Annotated in this window: 12 protein-coding genes; 9 read left to right on the plus strand and 3 right to left on the minus strand. The window is 50.8% G+C overall.

From position 1 onward, the window contains the following. Positions 1–2 precede the first annotated feature (2 nt). The 3 genes from S7335_RS04295 to S7335_RS04310 form a co-directional block, all read right to left on the minus strand. Positions 3–341, minus strand: coding sequence for a toxin-antitoxin system HicB family antitoxin (locus S7335_RS04295; RefSeq protein ID WP_006453734.1), 339 nt, complete (start codon positions 339–341; stop codon positions 3–5). Beyond that, positions 338–766: a putative toxin-antitoxin system toxin component, PIN family gene (locus S7335_RS04300; RefSeq protein ID WP_038015591.1), complete on the minus strand. Its 429-nt coding sequence runs from the start codon at positions 764–766 to the stop codon at positions 338–340. Before S7335_RS04300 ends, S7335_RS04295 begins: the two co-directional genes overlap by 4 nt. Before the next feature lie 1083 nt (positions 767–1849). Continuing rightward, positions 1850–2419, minus strand: coding sequence for a Uma2 family endonuclease (locus tag S7335_RS04310; protein ID WP_006455784.1), 570 nt, complete (start codon positions 2417–2419; stop codon positions 1850–1852). A gap of 129 nt (positions 2420–2548) precedes the next feature. Between S7335_RS04310 and S7335_RS04315 the strand changes: the two genes are divergently transcribed. The 9 genes from S7335_RS04315 to drmA all read left to right on the plus strand — a co-directional run bounded on the left by S7335_RS04315 (position 2549) and on the right by drmA (position 17278). Then, positions 2549–6631, plus strand: coding sequence for a type IIL restriction-modification enzyme MmeI (locus tag S7335_RS04315; protein ID WP_006456935.1), 4083 nt, complete (start codon positions 2549–2551; stop codon positions 6629–6631). A gap of 318 nt (positions 6632–6949) precedes the next feature. Next, on the plus strand, positions 6950–7324 hold the full coding sequence (locus S7335_RS04320; protein WP_038015594.1) for an endonuclease domain-containing protein: 375 nt from the start codon (positions 6950–6952) through the stop codon (positions 7322–7324). Positions 7325–7675: 351 nt separating this feature from the next. Beyond that, complete coding sequence (locus tag S7335_RS28740) at positions 7676–8152, plus strand: hypothetical protein (protein ID WP_006455487.1); 477 nt, start codon at positions 7676–7678, stop codon at positions 8150–8152. Between the two features lie 187 nt (positions 8153–8339). Then, positions 8340–8462 carry a hypothetical protein gene (locus tag S7335_RS29155; protein ID WP_255346449.1) on the plus strand — a complete coding sequence of 41 codons (123 nt, stop codon included), beginning with the start codon at positions 8340–8342 and terminating at the stop codon, positions 8460–8462. 121 nt (positions 8463–8583) lie between these two features. Continuing rightward, the gene (locus S7335_RS04330) at positions 8584–9354 is read left to right on the plus strand and encodes an HIRAN domain-containing protein (protein ID WP_006456937.1); all 771 of its coding nucleotides are present in this window, start codon (positions 8584–8586) and stop codon (positions 9352–9354) included. A 172-nt stretch (positions 9355–9526) separates the two neighbouring features. After that, entirely contained in the window at positions 9527–10306 is a 780-nt protein-coding gene (locus tag S7335_RS04335) for a hypothetical protein (protein WP_157620090.1), read from the plus strand. Positions 10307–10325: 19 nt separating this feature from the next. Beyond that, complete coding sequence (locus tag S7335_RS04340) at positions 10326–10826, plus strand: type II toxin-antitoxin system VapC family toxin (RefSeq protein ID WP_038015597.1); 501 nt, start codon at positions 10326–10328, stop codon at positions 10824–10826. 390 nt (positions 10827–11216) lie between these two features. Continuing rightward, on the plus strand, positions 11217–13361 hold the full coding sequence (locus S7335_RS04345) for a UvrD-helicase domain-containing protein (RefSeq protein ID WP_006454894.1): 2145 nt from the start codon (positions 11217–11219) through the stop codon (positions 13359–13361). Beyond that, positions 13358–17278: a DISARM system helicase DrmA gene (gene drmA, locus S7335_RS04350; protein ID WP_006455375.1), complete on the plus strand. Its 3921-nt coding sequence runs from the start codon at positions 13358–13360 to the stop codon at positions 17276–17278. Before S7335_RS04345 ends, drmA begins: the two co-directional genes overlap by 4 nt. Positions 17279–17288: the final 10 nt, after the last annotated feature.

The raw sequence follows: 17288 nt of genomic DNA on the forward strand, positions 1-17288 counted from the left end.
CGTTAGCTTGTTCTCTCTGAATGACCTTTTTGTAGCATTGCCTGAAATCGACTAACTGTTTCAGCACTGAGTTGCGACTGCTCTGGAGCAGTCTCTCTCTCTGAGAGTATTTCCGTAGCTTCTGCTTCTGAACAAGGCTCTGACGATTGGAGCCAACGGTTTAAATCCGCTTGTTGTTGATTGACCGCAGCTTCCGGGAGAACTTGCACCGTATAAGAAGCGCCAATCTGCCTAGTTAGCGAATAAACAATATATTGATTGAGAGAAACCCCCTCATTCTCTGCCAGTTGAGATAGCTGGCTATGCAATGTCTCTGGGAGTCTTAGGGTTAATCGACTCATCGCTTTTCTCCTTTAGATAATAATGCTGCTATCAGCTGTTCTGGTGTCATCACTTCTAGCCCTAATGACTTTTGAGCGCCTTTAAAATCACGAATATTGGAGGTAATGACAGTAGCGCCTGCATTCATAGCACAGTCAATAACTAAGTCATCACCGGCATCTGGTGAGGTTGGTCGCCAAGAGAAGTAGATAGTAGTGAAATTAGACCTTTTAACGAGCATAGATAGCAAAGGTCTCAACCGCTGCCATCGCGCAGGTGAAAGCTTACGTGACAACACATCTTCGTACTCATACACCAACGCTGTAGAAACGTTTACTGATATGAGGTCAGCATTCCAAGCATCCACAATAAGTCCTGACGCTCCCCCTTTCTGTGTCAAACCCTCAAACACAACGTTTGTATCAATAACGACTTCATCAAGCATGACACTACTATAGCACCACCAATAGTGTCAGCTAGAAGTTTGCTCCAGGAAGTATTTATGAGCTGAGCATTTGCAGAGATTTTCTCTGCTGCCTTCTGAAAAGCCCTATGCGGACTGCTATTAGCTTGACCAAGCATAGAAGTTTTACGAACACCTGCCTGACGGTTGCCAATGCTCCTCCAAAAAAGACGGCGACAAAGAGAAAAAGGCTGCTGATATAAAAGCAAAGAAAGGTTACTGACTGTGCTTCACTGAGACCGTGGCTTAAGATAAATTGCTGGGCTATTGGCTGATTTAATAAAAAGGATGCAGCCGTAGTTTCGTAGCCAAAAAGAGCGTAGCAAAAACATATGGGTACACATGCGAATAGAACTGCAATTACAAGGACTCTGAAGAAGTAGCGCTGAATAACTCTACCTACGCATAGAACTCCAAAAAAGCAAGCAGCAGCTAGGAAGATCTCAGCAGATGAGTAATTGAGTGGCGTATGCGGCAAAATCGCACAGAGATAGAAGAGCCTCATTTTGCTATTGACTGCTCTATAGCCTATCTGTTCAAGCGCTTCTGCATAGTTTTCGGGTGTTGACGAATAAAGCCAGCCCAGTGCCTTTTGATATGCGACTAGTCCTGTCCGATAGATTCGCCTTATTTTATGTGACCTAGTTCGGTTCCTCTTGGTTTTCTGTTTTCGCCTGATGGCAATAAGATAAGACGAGACAAGGCATGTGCTGAGAACAGCAACAACAGCGGATAGATAAGGGTTGCTACGTATTAAATACAAGATTTCGTTTCGTGCGATAAAGGCTCCAGAGATAGCGGTTATAGCGACTACTTTTCTGAGTTTTCCTGAACTTATACTTTCAATCTCAGGGGCATAAAAATAGAGTAAGACGAGACAGAAAGACAGAACTTTTGAGAGTATTTTCATGGGTCATGTGCCTTTGCAGAATGAATCGCTACAATCATGGCGATCTTTTCTATTTCCCATAACGGCTTTGCAAAGACTCTTAAAGAAGCTTCAGAAGAATACAGTTCCGCTTTTCGTGGAGCTACTCTTTATTGCAAAACTTAAGCACAGATCATTTATTTTGCTTGTACATTCTCGTAGAGGGCTGCGATCGCACCCCTAAACCCAACACTTTCCACAACAAAACACTCATCTGACGATGCGTAAGACTGCAAAATCCACAATCCTTTCTCATTTCGCCGAAAGCATTCTACTCGCTGCCGATGAGTGTTGATCAACACATATTCTTGTAGGCTCTCAAGCGTTTGATAATCTGCAAACTTATCTCCCCTATCGAAGGCCACTGTCGAATCTGATAAGACTTCGGCGATGAATTTTGGATGGCGCTTAAAAGTAGTTTCGTCTTTGTCTTGCTGGTTGCAAGTGACCATGATATCGGGGTAGTAGTACCGATTTACGGCGTCAACTTGTACCTTCATATCAGAGAAATAGACTCGACAGTCGCTGCCTCGAAGATGAGTCAGTAGCGCGGCAAATAGGTTTCCTGTGAGTGTGACATGTGCGTCTGTTGCCCCAGCCGTAGCATAGATTTCGACATCTATGTACTCATGCTTAATGGGGCTGGTTTCTTCTAGCTTCAGATATTGCTCTGGAGATAGACCAGAAGAAGACGGCGAGGCAACCATGGTCAGAGTTTGGCTGTGTATGTTTTTATTGTAGCGGTGGGCGGTCGGGACTTGATCTGAAGACTGGGAACCATTGCTGAATACAGGTCAGCCGTTTACTATAAATCACACAAATTTAACGATTCTCTTATGTCTACTGCTCGTCATCATGCTGAATGGCTGTCGCTGGTTGAGGCGTCGGGGCCGTTTGTGAGTATGCCGGTGCTGCTGAAGGCCTTTCCGCAGGGGCTAGATGCGCATGATCCAGAGGTGATGCGGTTGGTGCGGCTGGCGCATGATGAGTGGCAGGCCAATCATCACGATAAAGGCATTCGTGCGGCGTGGGTAGAGTTTGTACTACGCGAGGTACTGGGCTTTCCGGAGCAAGTGCTACTGAGTGGGCAGGCGATTCCGTCAGGATTGTCGGTAACGGTGGCGGAGCAAGGGGAGACGCTGCGACCTGATTGGGTGATCAAGCAAGAAAACGTGAGGCTACTGGTGCAGGTGTATGCGCCGGGGCAGGATTTGGAGAAGGCGGTGAAAGGGTCGCGGTGGGCGGCGAGTGCGGCGGCGCGGGTGATGGAGTTGCTACATGGTACAGGAGTGCGGCTGGGGCTGGTGACGAATGGGGAGCATTGGCTGCTGGTGAATGCGCCGAAAGGGGAGGCGACGGGCTATATCTCCTGGTATGCGACGCTGTGGCAGGAGGAAAAGCTGACGCTACGGGCGTTTCGCTCTTTGCTGGGGGTGGAGCGCTTTTTTGGTGTGGATGAGAGTGAGACGATTGAGGCGCTGCTGGCAGCGAGTGTAAATAGTCAGCAGGAGGTGACCGATCAGCTGGGCTTTCAGGTGAGGGAGGCGGTGGAGGTGCTGGTGCAGTCGATTGACCGGGCGGATCAGGATCGAAACCGAGAGCTGCTAGCGGGACTGCCGGAGACGAGGCTGTATGAGGCGGCGCTGACGGTGATGATGCGGCTGGTGTTTTTGTTTTCTGCAGAAGAGCGGGGGCTGCTGTTGCTGGGCGATCCGGTGTATGACCAGTTTTATGCGGTGAGTACGCTGCGGGAGACGTTGCGGGAGCAGGCGGATCAGAGTGGGGAGGAGATTTTGGAGCGGCGGTATGATGCGTGGTGTCGGCTGCTGGCGATTTTTCGGGCGGTGTATGGCGGAATTGGGCATGAGGCGCTGCGGCTGCCTGCTTATGGTGGCACGCTGTTTGACCCGGATCGGTTTGCGTTTTTGGAAGGGAGAGAGTCGGGCTCTTGCTGGCAGCGGGTGGAGGCAAGGCCGATTGAGATCAACAACAGAACGGTGCTGCATTTGCTGGAGGCGCTGCAGCTATTGGAGGTGTCGATGCCGGGGGGTGGAGGCAAGGTGTCTCGCAAGATCTCTTTTCGGGCGTTGGATATTGAACAGATTGGGCATGTGTATGAGGGCTTGCTAGACCATACGGCGGTGCGGGCGACGGAGCCGATTTTGGGGCTGGTGGGGACGAGTAAGAAGGAGCCGGAGGTGGGGCTGGGTGTGTTGGAAGGGCTTTGGGGAGATGGGGAGATGGGGGATGGGGACATAGTCAAGTTTTTGAAGAAGGCGACGGGGCGGAGTAAGTCGGCTTTGAAGAAGGCGCTGGCGGTGGATGTGGGGCAGGAGTGGAGTGCGTATGAGCTGGGGCGGCTACGGGTGGCTTGTGGGAATGATCAGGCGCTGTACGAGCGGGTGAGGCCGTTTGCGGGGCTGGTGCGGCGCGATACGTTTGGCTATCCGGTGGTGATTGGGGCGGGGAGTGTGTATGTGACGCAGGGGAGCGATCGCCGTGATACGGGGACGCACTATACGCCACGTAGTCTGACGGAGGAGATTGTGAAGTATACGCTGGAGCCGCTGGTGTATGTGGGGCCTGCGGAGGGGAAGGCGAAGGATAAGTGGACGCTGAAGCAGGCGAGTGAGCTGCTGAGCCTAAAGGTGTGTGATATGGCGATGGGGAGTGGGGCGTTTTTGGTGGAGGTGTGTCGGTATTTGTCGGCGAGAGTGGTGGAGGCGTGGGAAAACGCGGAGGGGCGGATAAAAGAAAGAGAGAGTGGTTTGGAGGCAAGGGTGTTGCCGGATGGGTCGCTTTCTGTGGGAGACGTAACAGAGCGATTGTTGCCTGTGGATGCGGAGGAGCGGTTGATTATGGCGCGGCGGCTGGTGGCGGATCGCTGTGTGTATGGGGTGGATAAGAATCCGCTGGCGGTGGAGATGGCGAAGCTGTCGCTGTGGTTGATTACGCTGCAAAAGCATAAGCCGTTTACGTTTTTGGATCATGCGTTGCGCTGTGGGGATTCGCTGGTGGGGGTGAGTGCGCGGCAGCTGTGGTATTGGAATATGGATACGAGTGAGGGGACGACGCCGGAGCTGTTGGCGGATGGGATTCGCAAGCAGATTGATGAGGTGGCTGAGATGCGGCGGGATCTGGAGCGGATTTCGGTGGAGACGACGGCGGATCAGATGGAGAAAAAGACTCGGCTGGGGTTGGCGCAGGCTAAGGCGACGGGGTTGTTGGATAGCGCGGATCAGCTGTTGAAGAGTTATTTTATCTCTGCGAAGAAGAGTCGGCAAGATGACGCGCGGCAGATTATGTTGCAGGTGTATCGGGGGGAGCGGGATGAGCCGGATGAAATCGGTGGGGTGCTGGAGAAGAACAATGTGCGGCCTTTTCATTGGGAGCTGGAGTTCCCGGAGGTGTTTGCAGGGGGTGGGTTTGATGCGATCGTAGGGAATCCGCCGTTTCAGGGTGGGAAGAAAATTACTGGATCTTTAGGAAACTCTTATCGAGATTTCTTAGTAGAACAGATTGCGAATGGAATAAAAGGCAGTGCGGATTTGTGTGCGTATTTCTTCTTACGGGCAGATGGGTCGCTAAGGCTAGATGGTGGCATGGGTCTGATTGCTACAAATACGATTGCGCAGGGAGATACAAGAGAGGTAGGACTAGATCAACTAGCAGCCAAAGGAAGGCTAATCCCTCGCGCAATACCAAGTCGAAAATGGCCAGGGTCAGCAAGCTTAGAAGTAGCCCATATCTGGATGAAGAAGGGAAAGTGGGAAGGAGGCTTTGAGCTTAGTGAGGAGTCAGTTCAAGGGATTACCCCATTCCTGACAATCCCAGGACAATCCAGTGGAAATCCTGAAAAGCTAATAGCCAACAAAGGCAGTTCCCACATTGGTTCTTATGTTTTAGGTATGGGCTATATTCTGACTCCAGATGAGGCACAGGACTTAATTAATAAAGATCAACGCAATGCTGATGTGCTTTTTCCGTACTTGAATGGACAAGATTTAAACTCAAGACCTGACCAGTCACCAAGTCGTTGGGTTATTAACTTTTTTGATTGGCCATTAGATGCTAAGCATGATGATCCAGATAAACCGAAGGGGTCACCATATGCAGCAGATTATCCTAATTGCTTATCGATTTTAAGAGAAAAGGTTAAGCCAGAACGAGATAAGAAAAAGCGAAAGCAGTATAGAGAAATCTGGTGGCAATATGCAGAGAAGCAGAAAGCACTTTATGGTGCGATTGAGGGGTGCGATCGCGTTCTTGTACGAGCCAGAATCGCAAATATTCATTCAATCACTTGGGTTCCCAAAGGCTGGGTTTATAACGAGAAAGTCGTTGTTTTTGTTGACTGTTCTTTTACTATCATGCAGTCAAATATCCACGAGGCATGGGCCAGAAGATATAGCTCAAGCCTAAGGAAAGATATGCAATATACACCATCAGATTGCTTTGAAACCTTTCCTTTTCCTATCCAACCAAATACTCTCGAAACCATCGGCGAAACCTACTACACCCACCGCCAATCCACCATGCTCACCCACAACGAGGGCCTCACCAAAACCTACAACCGCTTCCACAACCCCGACGACACCACCCCCGCTATCGTCAAACTCCGCGACCTCCACACCCAAATGGACACCGCCGTCGCCGCCGCCTACGGCTGGCAAGACCTCCCGCTAGACCACGGCTTCCACGAAACCAAACAGGGCCTACGCTACACCATCAGCGAAGCGGCGAGGCGCGAAGTGCTCGATCGGCTGCTGGCACTGAACCATGAGCGCTATGCGGAGGAGAAGGCATTGGGACTGCATGATAAGAAAAAGAAGAAGAGTCGGAAGAAGAAGGCGAAGGTGAAGACAAAGGCGGCTAAGAAGGAAGGGCCGCCGGAGGATCAGATGAAGTTGTTCTTTTAGAGATTGGGAGGGTAGCAAACGTTGCCGACCCACCCCCGGCCCCTCCGATGGAGGGGTGAGTGGTTGGCTGTGTGGTTGAGGTTGCCACTTTGGGAGGGCTATAGACTCACTGATGACTTTTGTACCGAGCCAGCCCACCAAAACAATTAGCCAATCTCCCCTCCGCCGGAGGGGTGGCCGGAGAGTAGCGGAGGTCGGGGTGGGTCAACAACGTAGGCAGCTAACCAACATCTCATAATTGTGTACAGAGGAGACGACGACAGTTGTAGTGGGCATATTACGGGTTGACGACTTTAGTTCAGTGAGTAGTGATCGCCCATGAAAAATCACTTTATTCCTTGCAATCCAAAGCTGACAGCTAGGGCGCGCGACCTCCGAAACAACATGACGGCAGGAGAAAAGATGCTTTGGCAGAGGCTGAGGCAGAAACGAATCATGGGATACGATTTTGATCGGCAGAAACCAATGGATCAATTTATTGTTGATTTTTACTGTAAGGCACTAGCGCTAGCAATTGAAGTGGATGGTTCTGTTCATGACACCTCAGAGGCACAGCTGCGTGACCAGGAAAGGCAAGCACGTTTAGAATCGTTAGGTGTTCGATTCTTACGATTTTCAGATGACGCTGTGAAGCAAGATATTAATGGAGTTTGCTTGACGATTATGAATTGGATAAAACAACACCGTGATTGAAAGCCTCTGTGTCTGGCCGTTGTCCCAAGAAACATTAGTAATCGTCAGGGGCATGAGATAAATAAGCCACGAGTTCGAATTATTACAAATCGGCACCGCAAACCACTCCAGCCAACATTCATCCCGCCCTGGAGACGTCCTACTACCCCGACTAGCAGAAGTTCAGATGCTTGTTGGCAGTATCATAATATTTTAGAACACAGAGAAATATCTTAAAACAACCAGTGAACACCATGAAGACATAGATACCGCCGCCGCCGTCTACGACTGGCAAGACTTCATTCTAGACCACGGCTTCTATGAAACATTGTTGTTTTCAGATGTTGTTCAACCTGCTACAGAAAGAAAGAGATGAGCGCTCCCTTCCCAATCTTTGAGGTTTCATATGAGTCCGAACAAACTCAAGAAGACATGGGAACCAAGCCTAAATTCTGGTTCGAGCATCCAGAAATGGGAAGGTGTTTATTCAAACAGGCACGGCCAAATACGGGTGAAGACTGGTCAGAAAAAATAGCCGCTGAACTTGCGCGACTTCTTGGCTTACCTCATGCGAGACAAGAGCTGGCCGTTTGGAGCGAGAATCCTGGCACTATCTCCCCTCTCATGATGCGTCCAGACGACTATTTAATTCATGGAAACGATATCCTAGCAGGCATTGTATCGAACTATCCTCGCGAGAAGCGATACAACGTGTCTGAGCATACGCTGGATGCTGTCATTCAGGCAGTTAGCCATCCTGAAGTGCAAAAGCCTTATGATTGGCAACCGCCAGAGGGCATCGAAACAGCGCTAGATACATTCATTGGCTATCTGCTTTTAGATGCCTAGATTGGGAATGGCGATCGCCATCATGAAAACTGGGGATTCATTGAAGCGATCACCCAAGGAACCTTCCTATCCCCCACCTATGACCATGCCTCTTGCTTAGGCAGAGAGCTGTTAGACCCGAAAAGGCAACAGCATCTTCAAAACAACCACGTCGATAAATACATCAGTAAGTCTATGTCTGCGTTCTATGGACAAGTGGGCGATCGAAAACCGCTCCCTACGCTATCAGCTTTTCAAAGAGCAGCGGCATTTTCTCCAAAAGCCGCTGCTGTATGGCGATCCCGATTGGAAGAAATTACGGATGAGATGATATCATTCGTCTTCGATAAAATTCCATCAAACAGGGCGTCAACAACCGCCGTCACTTTTGCACAGCAAGTCCTTATCATGAATAAAGAGAGGTTACAGCGTAAATCCGTGGAGAGTCCGTCGTGAAAAAGCTCTTTTTGTCCTGGCAAAATCCAGTCTCTCGCCGATGGTTTCCTATCGGTCGATTAGATTTCGATGGCGGTCTCTATCGCTTTCGCTACATTCAAGGGGCGCTAGTTGCCGAGGAGAAAGGTCATTTCAGACCCATTCGCACATTTCCAGACTTCTATATTGTTTATGAATCCCCTCGCCTTTTTCCGCTATTTGAAAATCGATTGCTTAGACGCTCTCGCCCTGAGTTTCCTGACTACGTAAAGTGGCTCAATATCCCTAAAAAATCTGACGATCCTATCGCGCTCCTATCGCGCAGTGGCGGTCAGCGAATGACTGATACGTTTGAAGTATTTCCCTGCCCGCAGCCTGACGAAAACGGACTTTATCGCATTCACTTCTTTGTTCATGGTCTGCGCTATATGCCTTCAGAAACTCAAACGCATATTCAACAACTCAAAGCAGACACCCAACTATTCATCATGCAAGATAGTCAGAACGACTTTGACACCGATGCCCTGCTGCTGCGTACCGAAGACTGTCGCAATGTAGGGTACTGTCCTCGGTATCTCACTAATGATGTACTACAGCTATTGAACAAGGATCCTCAAAATTTGTCGGTGGTGGTGGAGCGCGTCAATCCTCACCCTACACCCGTACAGTTTAGATTGCTCTGTCACCTAAGAGCAAAATGGTCAGAAGCCTTTCAGCCGTTCTCAGGAGATCTGTACAAACCATTGGTAGAAGAGGTCGCCACTACGGTTCATGCGTGTACGCAATAGCTTTATAGAAAATGTCGCTTGGCAGTACGATTGAGCGGTGATGCTACTATTTAAACAGCCTTGTAGCACCTGGCAACACGCATCAAAAGGCTTCAGCGTAGGAGGACTTTACCTAGATTTCAACTTCAGTTGCTTTGCGATCGCCCTTGTCCTGCTTGAGAGGTATACACCTATGCCCCAGCACAACTCTATAGAAATTCGCTTGAAGGGCGACGGCATGATGCCTGGGCTAGTGCGATCGCGCGATCTTGCTCAGCTGATAGAAGCCGTAGAAGATATGATCGCAGCGGAAGTTGTAGCCAGTAATAGCGACATCAAGAAAGACCAGATAGTGATCGGGTTGGCTGATGTTGTCCCAGGTAGCGTTACCTTAGCGTTTGCCTCCAGCACTGACGAACTGACTACACCAGCGCTAGAGAAAATTGCTCGTTCATTAGCAAACAATGACTTCTACGCCCTACCCGAAGATAGCGTCAAGTCCTTGAGAGTGATCTCAAAATTCTCTCAGGCGCGAAACTGCACTGCTGAGATATACGCAGTGAATGGTGATAAAAAGCTACTGGCCGCTATTACGCCGGAAACTCATATTCAAGACTACGAACCCATAAAAGGAGAAACCATTATCTACGGCGTGGTTACTCGCGTAGGCGGGGCCAACGAAGATAGCCCAACAATTCAGATCAGAACGATCGAAGGTAGACTAATTTACTGCACAGCTAATCGAAAAACTGCAAAGATAGCGGCACAGCGCCTCTACCAACAGATAGGACTCATCGGCATGGCTGAATGGGACGTAAAAACCTATGAGATTAAAGCCTTCACCGTTACAGAAATTTCTAGCTATGAAATGACGCCGCTACCTGAAGCGGTTGAATCACTATCGCAAAACTATGGCCAACACTTCGACGCCATAGACGATGTAGACAGCTTTGTTCGTGAACTTAGAGAATAGTGCCTAAAGAGTATCTACCTTGTCCACAGGAGTTAAAAGAGAGGTTGTCTGCCTAGATACTAATGTCTTGATCTGGGGTATAAAACGACAGGCTAATCCTGATCAGGAACATATGATTCCTCGGGCCAAAGACTTGATACATAGGCTAGAAAAAAGTAGAAGTCAGGTGATTATCCCGGCACTGGTCTTAGCAGAGCTGCTCATGCCCGTCAGCGAGGCAAACCATGGGGAACTCTTCGCTGAACTCAGTAGAAAGTTTATGATTGTGCCTTTCGATGCACAAGCTGCTTTTCACTTTGCGACCCTGTGGAAACAACACAAGCAAAAACAGCCAACGACAATGGGAGAAAACAAGCCAACTAGAGCAAAGATGAAAATCGACTTCATGATAGTGGCAACCGCTATCTCTAGGAAAGCCAACTGCATATACAGTTCGGATTCAGATGTTGCGAACTTCGCTAAAGGCTATCTCGAAGTTCGCAAGCTACCTATCACGTTCACACAGGGACGTTTGCTGTGAGGGCGTTTAGCGAATGCATATTCACACAAGAATAGCGCTTATGAGGAACGCTACAGATAGCCTCTTTCTACCAAAAATGCTCTGAGCGCAGTCGGATAATCCGGGTAATAACCTACAATCTCGCTCGCCTGAGCTGCTGAGGCGAGCGATCGCCTCTCCCTCATAAAAGACCCGCACGCAATGTGACACCCGTCACTCTAAAGCCGACAGCAGCTCTCTGCTACCGCACCGCCAAAAAACTTAAAACGCAGGCTCGAAACAAATCCATCCACCGTGACTCACCGTCATTATTAAGATCACGCAACAATCAACTTCAATATGATCGAAAATGCTACCTCCTTCAAAAAAACATCGCTAAAATGCCAGAGACTTTAGCCCTATCGTTCTTACATGACCTTTGAGCTGCTCTACAAGCCTACCTTTACTAACCAGCTCCTGGCCATTCCGCAAGATCGCGTGCGCCAAGTCCTCGAAAAAATCGAACTCCTGCGCGAAGACCCCAAACCCCACGGTAAGCTCAAGAAAAAACTCCACGGCTACAAAGGCAACATCTACCGCCTACGCTCTGGCGATCAGCGCATTATCTATACCTATGGCGACGGCTGGGTTGCGCTCCTGGGCGTAGACGCTCGCAAAGATGTATACAAAGGCCAAAAGCTCGTCGCTGGAGAAACCGAGCTAGACGTCAGCAGCCTGCCAGACATGCAGGATTTGCTCACGCCAACGCCGCCACCTCAATACGCCAGCGATAGTCAGCCCACCGCTGAAGATGAATCCGCCGCAGACCCTTTAAACTATCTCCCAACCAAGCTCACGTCAGACTTCCTAAAGCGGCTGCTGGTGCCTGACCAGTTTTTTGAGGTTCTTACCAACTGCAAAACGCTAGACGATCTCACTAGCGCCGCCATTCCTGAATCCTTGCGCGAGCGCATTTTCGATGCAGTCACCACCCCCAACTTTGATCAGGTTCTCAGCCAGCCCGATCTGGTGGCAGGCACCGACGACCTACTCAAATTCAAAGAAGGCAACCTCCTCGGCTTTTTACTCAAGCTTAATCCCGAACAAGAGAAATACGTGACCTGGGCGATCGACTCAAAAGGCCCCACCCTACTAAAAGGCGGCCCCGGCACTGGCAAGAGCACCGTTGCCCTCTATCGTACTCGCGAGGTTCTCGCCCGGCTCAAAGCGGAGGGCATTGCCAAGCCCAAAATTTTATTCACGACTTATACCAATGCTTTGGTGAAGTTCTCTCAGCAATTGCTGACCCAGCTCTTGGAGGCAGACGCTAAATTTGTCGAGGTGAAAACTGCTGACAAGATTGCCTACAGGCTCGTGGTAAAAGCGACTGGTAAACCGGCGATCGCTAGCCATGCCCAGCAAAAGCGACTGCTGAAGCAAGCCCTAGTCGATGCGATCGCTTCCCTGCCTGGCAACCGTCTCCAGCAGCAGGCCCAACAGCTCATTCTTCAACGGCTCCATCCCGACTATTTACTCGAAGAATTAAACAGCGTCATCGCCGCGAGAAATCTGCAACCCTTGGCGGACTATCAAGCCACCTCTCGCAGTGGACGCAGCGTTCGCCTCAATAAAACTCAGCGACAGGCGATCTGGCATTTATATGAGCACTTCAGTCAGCAACTGAGCGAGCAGTCTGTAGAAACCTGGCCTCAGCTGCGTAACCGAGCGTTAGAAATTTTAGTCACTGCCGAGTCGCCGCTGGTATACGACGCAGTCATCATTGACGAAGCCCAAGACCTAGAGCCAAACGCACTGAGGCTGCTGGCTCAGCTGTGCCGTCAGCCCAATCGCCTGTTTATTACTGCCGATGCCAACCAGTCTATTTACGGCAGTGGCTTTCGCTGGGCCGATGTCAGCAAATCACTGAAGTTCGTCGGGCGCACCGGTATTCTGCGCGTGAACCACCGCACTACTGAGGAAATTGATGCCGCCGCCCACAGCTATCTATACGACGGCAGCTTAGATGAAAAGACACTTGAGCCACAGTACATTCATAGCGGGCCACCACCTGTTGTTCGCGCTGTGAGCGATCGCGAACAAGAAGGCTATTTACTAGCTCAGTTCTGCCGCGCGGCTGCCCGTGAATTTCGCTTAGGCATAGGTGCTTGTGCCGTGCTCACACCTAGTGATAGAGCAGGAAAGGCGATCGCAGGTCAGCTCTCTTACTTGGGCATAGAAGCCCATTTCATGACCAGCAAAGATCTAGATTTGAACCGGAAGGGGGTGAAGGTACTGCCGCTCAAAGCTGCCAAAGGACTAGAGTTTCCGATTGTGATCATTGCAGGCTTTTTCGACGGTGTCTATCCCTACATTCCCAAAGGCACCTCCGAGCTAGAAATTCAAGAGATCTTGGCTCGCGAACGGCGGACCCTCTTTGTTGCCATGACCCGGGCGATGCGGGCATTATTGGTGGTTGTTCCCGCCGCTCAATCTATGAGTCAGTCTAAGCGCAAGCTCAGCCCGCTACTACAGTCTTTCTCCCCTGACTTTTGGAACCTGGGAAATACCGACGTATGACCATTATTCAGCTTCCCGCCCAGCTCCCTGGTGTCCTCAACCTCAGTGCCGTCAACCAGCAGCTTAGAACTCACGCTGTTCAGCTAGACTGGAGCGCTGTTGTCAATCTTGAAGGGCCGCAGCTCGCTCAATTGCTGGCGGGCTTAGATCTCTCTGATCATGCAGAAAGCTTAGGCTTAGACACAATTCTGTCAGACCAGCTGGGCGATGCGGTTATGGCCTATTTTGATCAAGCTGACCCACCGCCAAAGCCACCCCAAAAGAAAGCCACTGCGTCGGATAGTTTACTCACGCCAGAGGTCTGGCAACAGCAAGGACTGTTTGAACCTGAGCCACTACAGATTTCCCTCTCTGAAACGGCCTCAAAGACAAATGCAACAATAAATACAACAACAGATCTAGACTTCTACGAAGCAGCACCTGCAGCCGAAATCCCCGACCGAATTCTGCAAACCTTTACGCCTTATCAAATTCGGCAAGAGCTAGAAGCTAGAGTCGTGAAAGATTTGTTAGGGCCAGCCGAAGGCCCGCAAGAAGAAATTGATGATGGCAAAGTAAGCGATCGCTACTTAGTCGGACTATTAGCGCCTAAAAAGCGAGATCGGCAGGCTCAAATCGATACCCTAATAGAGCTACAAGAACCGCTAGAAATCGCAGGCATAGAGACAGTTGAAGATGGCAGCAGCGAACAGGCTAACGTCGCCTCTAAAACTATTTTCCCTTCCTCACTGGGGATGACCTTCTGCGTGAGCGACGAGGCTGAATCATTCTATATCGTCGCTGGCTGGGGACAATACGAGCGCACCAAAAGCGAATACAAAGAAACTGAAAAAGGAAATCCTAAAACAGTTTGGAAACGCTACCCTATTCGCAAACAGTCTCCGGCCATTACCCTACGCGAAGGCACCCTTACGGACTGGCGCATTCACGAAGACTTCGCCGTTTTTGTAAAAGGTAAAATTCGTCGTCAGCAAGACTGTTGGATTATCTCTTTGTTTTTGGTTAACGACCGCACCGAGCCCGACCAGCAATCTGACAGCGCCTGGCTGTTTCAGCCTGAACTCTCGGTGAAATCAGCCACCGAAAAAGCAGATATCTTCCTCAAGCGCTCTCACCATCGCCCCGCTGATCACAAGCTAGATGCTGTTTACTACGGCGAAGAGCAGATGATGGACATGCTCTATCGCAAGCAAGTAGAGTTTGCCGTCGGTCACGGTGTCGGTGTCCATGCCAGTGTGCTGCCTGACGATCCTACTCGGGCCACTGAGCTAGCAACGACTGTGGTTCCCGGGTTTGAGGTGCCTAAGTCTACGCCGCCCACTGCCGCCGAAGAACCTGCACTCAAAGGGCTAGTTCTGGAAATGAAGGTGCTCGCTGGGCTACTGCCCGAAGCGCTGCCAGACAAGCTAGCGGCTTTGCCGATTGCCTATGAGCAGTGGATTCAGGGACAGCGCGATCGCTTAACGGATCCGAGTGAGGGCTTAGAAAACTATCAAGGAAGTGCTCACGAAGCGCTAGAGAAGTGCGATCGCGCCTTAGCTCGCATTCGTGCAGGCATTGAAACGCTACGAACCAATCCGCAAGCCGCTCGTGCTTTCCTGTTTATGAACCGGGCGATGCACCTACAGCGGGTGCGCTCTATCTACGCTCGTCAAAAAAGGCGGGGCGAGACAATTACGCTAGATGCCATCGATTCTCCGAAGTGGTATCCTTTTCAGCTAGCTTTTATTCTGTTGAACCTGCCAAGTACAACAGATCTGACGCATCGCGATCGCTGCCATCCCACCGAAGCCGTTTCAGACTTGCTTTGGTTTCCTACAGGCGGCGGTAAAACCGAAGCGTATCTAGGGCTTGCTGCCTACACGATTGGCCTGCGTCGGCTGCAGGGCACCATTGCCGGACGCTCTGGCGCAGCGGGCGTTGCCGTCCTGATGCGCTATACGCTCCGGTTGCTCACCCTGCAACAGTTTCAAAGAGCCACTGCGCTGATTTGTGCTTGCGAAGTCATCCGCCGTGAAGATGTTGACTCTTGGGGAGCAGAACCCTTTCGCATTGGCCTGTGGGTGGGGATGAAAACGACCCCAAACCGCACGAAAGACAGCGAAGCCTATGTCGAAGCGCTCAAAGCCCGTAGCCTGCCGCCTAGCGGGGGATCTCCCCATCAGCTCACTAGCTGCCCCTGGTGCGGCACCGAGATTGATGAAGGCAGGCATATCAGCGTCAGTTCCCTCAACAAAGGCAAAGCTCGTACCCTGGTTCACTGTGGCGATATTCTGGGGCACTGCCCCTTCAGCCGTAAACAGTCTAAAGAAGAAGGTTTGCCGGTTGTGGTGGTGGATGAAGAGATTTATCGACGGCTGCCGACGCTGCTAATTGCTACGGTTGATAAATTTGCCCAAATGCCTTGGAAAGGAGAGACGCAAATGCTGTTTGGGCGAGTGAATGGGTATTGTGATCGCCACGGCTACCGCTCGCCTGAGATTGAAGATAGCGACAGCCATCCGGCTAAACATGGCCTGCCCAAAGCCACGACCAAAAGTATTAACAACTTGCGTCCACCTGACCTCATAATTCAAGATGAATTGCACCTGATTAGTGGCCCTTTAGGCACCCTCGTCGGCCTATACGAAACTGCCATAGACCAGCTTGCCTCCTGGGAAATAGATGGCAAAATAGTCCGTCCCAAAGTCATCGCTTCTACCGCAACGATTCGGCAAGCGCAGGCCCAGATGCACAATCTCTTTTTACGAAAGGTAGATGTGTTCCCGCCTCAGGGCTTAGACATTAGCGACAACTTTTTCTCTCGCCAGCGCCCACCTGGCGAAGACTATCCCGGCAGAAGATATTTAGGCATTTGCGCTACGGGCCGCCGCCTCAAGGCCGCTACCATTCGCGTATACACTGCCATCCTCGCCGCCTCCCAAGACATGTTTGAAAGGGCCGGAGACAAAGCCGACCCATGGATGACCCTAGTGGGCTACTTCAATTCCATGCGAGAACTGGGCGGCACCCGCCGACTGGTAGACGATGACATTCAGCAGCGCCTCAACAAAATGGAACGGCGCGGCCTCTCCAACCGCCGTCAGCTGGTAGTAGAGGAACTCACCTCACGAAAATCTTCTACAGATATTCCCAAGGTGCTCGACTGGATGGAAACTCCCTTCGTTGGTGAGCGAAAGCGCCGTAAAGATCGCACCACCCCGCTCGATGTACTCCTAGCAACCAACATGATTTCAGTCGGGGTAGACGTCGGTAGGCTCGGCGTGATGGCTGTCACAGGCCAGCCCAAAACCACCGCCGAGTACATCCAATCGACCTCCCGAGTCGGTCGTCAGCACCCTGGCCTAGTCGTCACTATTTTTAACTGGGCTAGACCTAGAGATCTCTCTCACTATGAGCGTTTTGAACATTACCATGCCACATTTTATCAGCACGTCGAAAATTTATCGCTCACCCCCTTCTCTCCGGGCGCGACCGACCGAGGGCTAGCGGCGCTGCTGGTTTCTCTCATTCGCCTAAAAAACGAAGAATATAACCTCAACAAGTGGGCCAGTCGCATCCGCCGAGACGATCCTTACATTCAACAAGCGATTCAGCAGATTGTAGAAAGGGCATGGCATGTGAGCGGCGATCCAGCTGTCCGAGAGTTTGTAGGGCGTGAGCTGAACTATCGCCTAGACTACTGGCTCGCCCAGGCTCAAGATACCGAAGGCGGCAAAGAGCTCGGCTATAAAACAGCCAAAGACGATGTCACTATTGGCCTGCTCGAACAGCCTGGTAGCGAGGGCTTACAGCCTTTTACCTGCCTGAACTCACTGCGAAATGTAGAGCCGACCATTGGTCTTATTCTCAATCCGCAAGTCCCTGAAGACGACATCAGTAATCCACCTCAGCCCATGCCTGTACCCCCCGCCTGAAATACCCTAA

The sequence above is a fragment of the Synechococcus sp. PCC 7335 genome (genome assembly GCF_000155595.1).
Lineage (GTDB): Bacteria > Cyanobacteriota > Cyanobacteriia > Phormidesmidales > Phormidesmidaceae > Phormidesmis.

What these genes read in the sequence shown, in the direction of transcription:
- S7335_RS04295 (WP_006453734.1), bottom strand. Translation starts at nt 341, where the DNA reads ATGAGTCGATTAACCCTAAGACTCCCAGAGACATTGCATAGCCAGCTA.
- S7335_RS04300 (WP_038015591.1), bottom strand. Translation starts at nt 766, where the DNA reads ATGCTTGATGAAGTCGTTATTGATACAAACGTTGTGTTTGAGGGTTTG.
- S7335_RS04310 (WP_006455784.1), bottom strand. Translation starts at nt 2,419, where the DNA reads ATGGTTGCCTCGCCGTCTTCTTCTGGTCTATCTCCAGAGCAATATCTG.
- S7335_RS04315 (WP_006456935.1), top strand. Translation starts at nt 2,549, where the DNA reads ATGTCTACTGCTCGTCATCATGCTGAATGGCTGTCGCTGGTTGAGGCG.
- S7335_RS04320 (WP_038015594.1), top strand. Translation starts at nt 6,950, where the DNA reads ATGAAAAATCACTTTATTCCTTGCAATCCAAAGCTGACAGCTAGGGCG.
- S7335_RS28740 (WP_006455487.1), top strand. Translation starts at nt 7,676, where the DNA reads ATGAGCGCTCCCTTCCCAATCTTTGAGGTTTCATATGAGTCCGAACAA.
- S7335_RS29155 (WP_255346449.1), top strand. Translation starts at nt 8,340, where the DNA reads ATGGACAAGTGGGCGATCGAAAACCGCTCCCTACGCTATCAGCTTTTC.
- S7335_RS04335 (WP_157620090.1), top strand. Translation starts at nt 9,527, where the DNA reads ATGCCCCAGCACAACTCTATAGAAATTCGCTTGAAGGGCGACGGCATG.
- S7335_RS04345 (WP_006454894.1), top strand. Translation starts at nt 11,217, where the DNA reads ATGACCTTTGAGCTGCTCTACAAGCCTACCTTTACTAACCAGCTCCTG.
- drmA (WP_006455375.1), top strand. Translation starts at nt 13,358, where the DNA reads ATGACCATTATTCAGCTTCCCGCCCAGCTCCCTGGTGTCCTCAACCTC.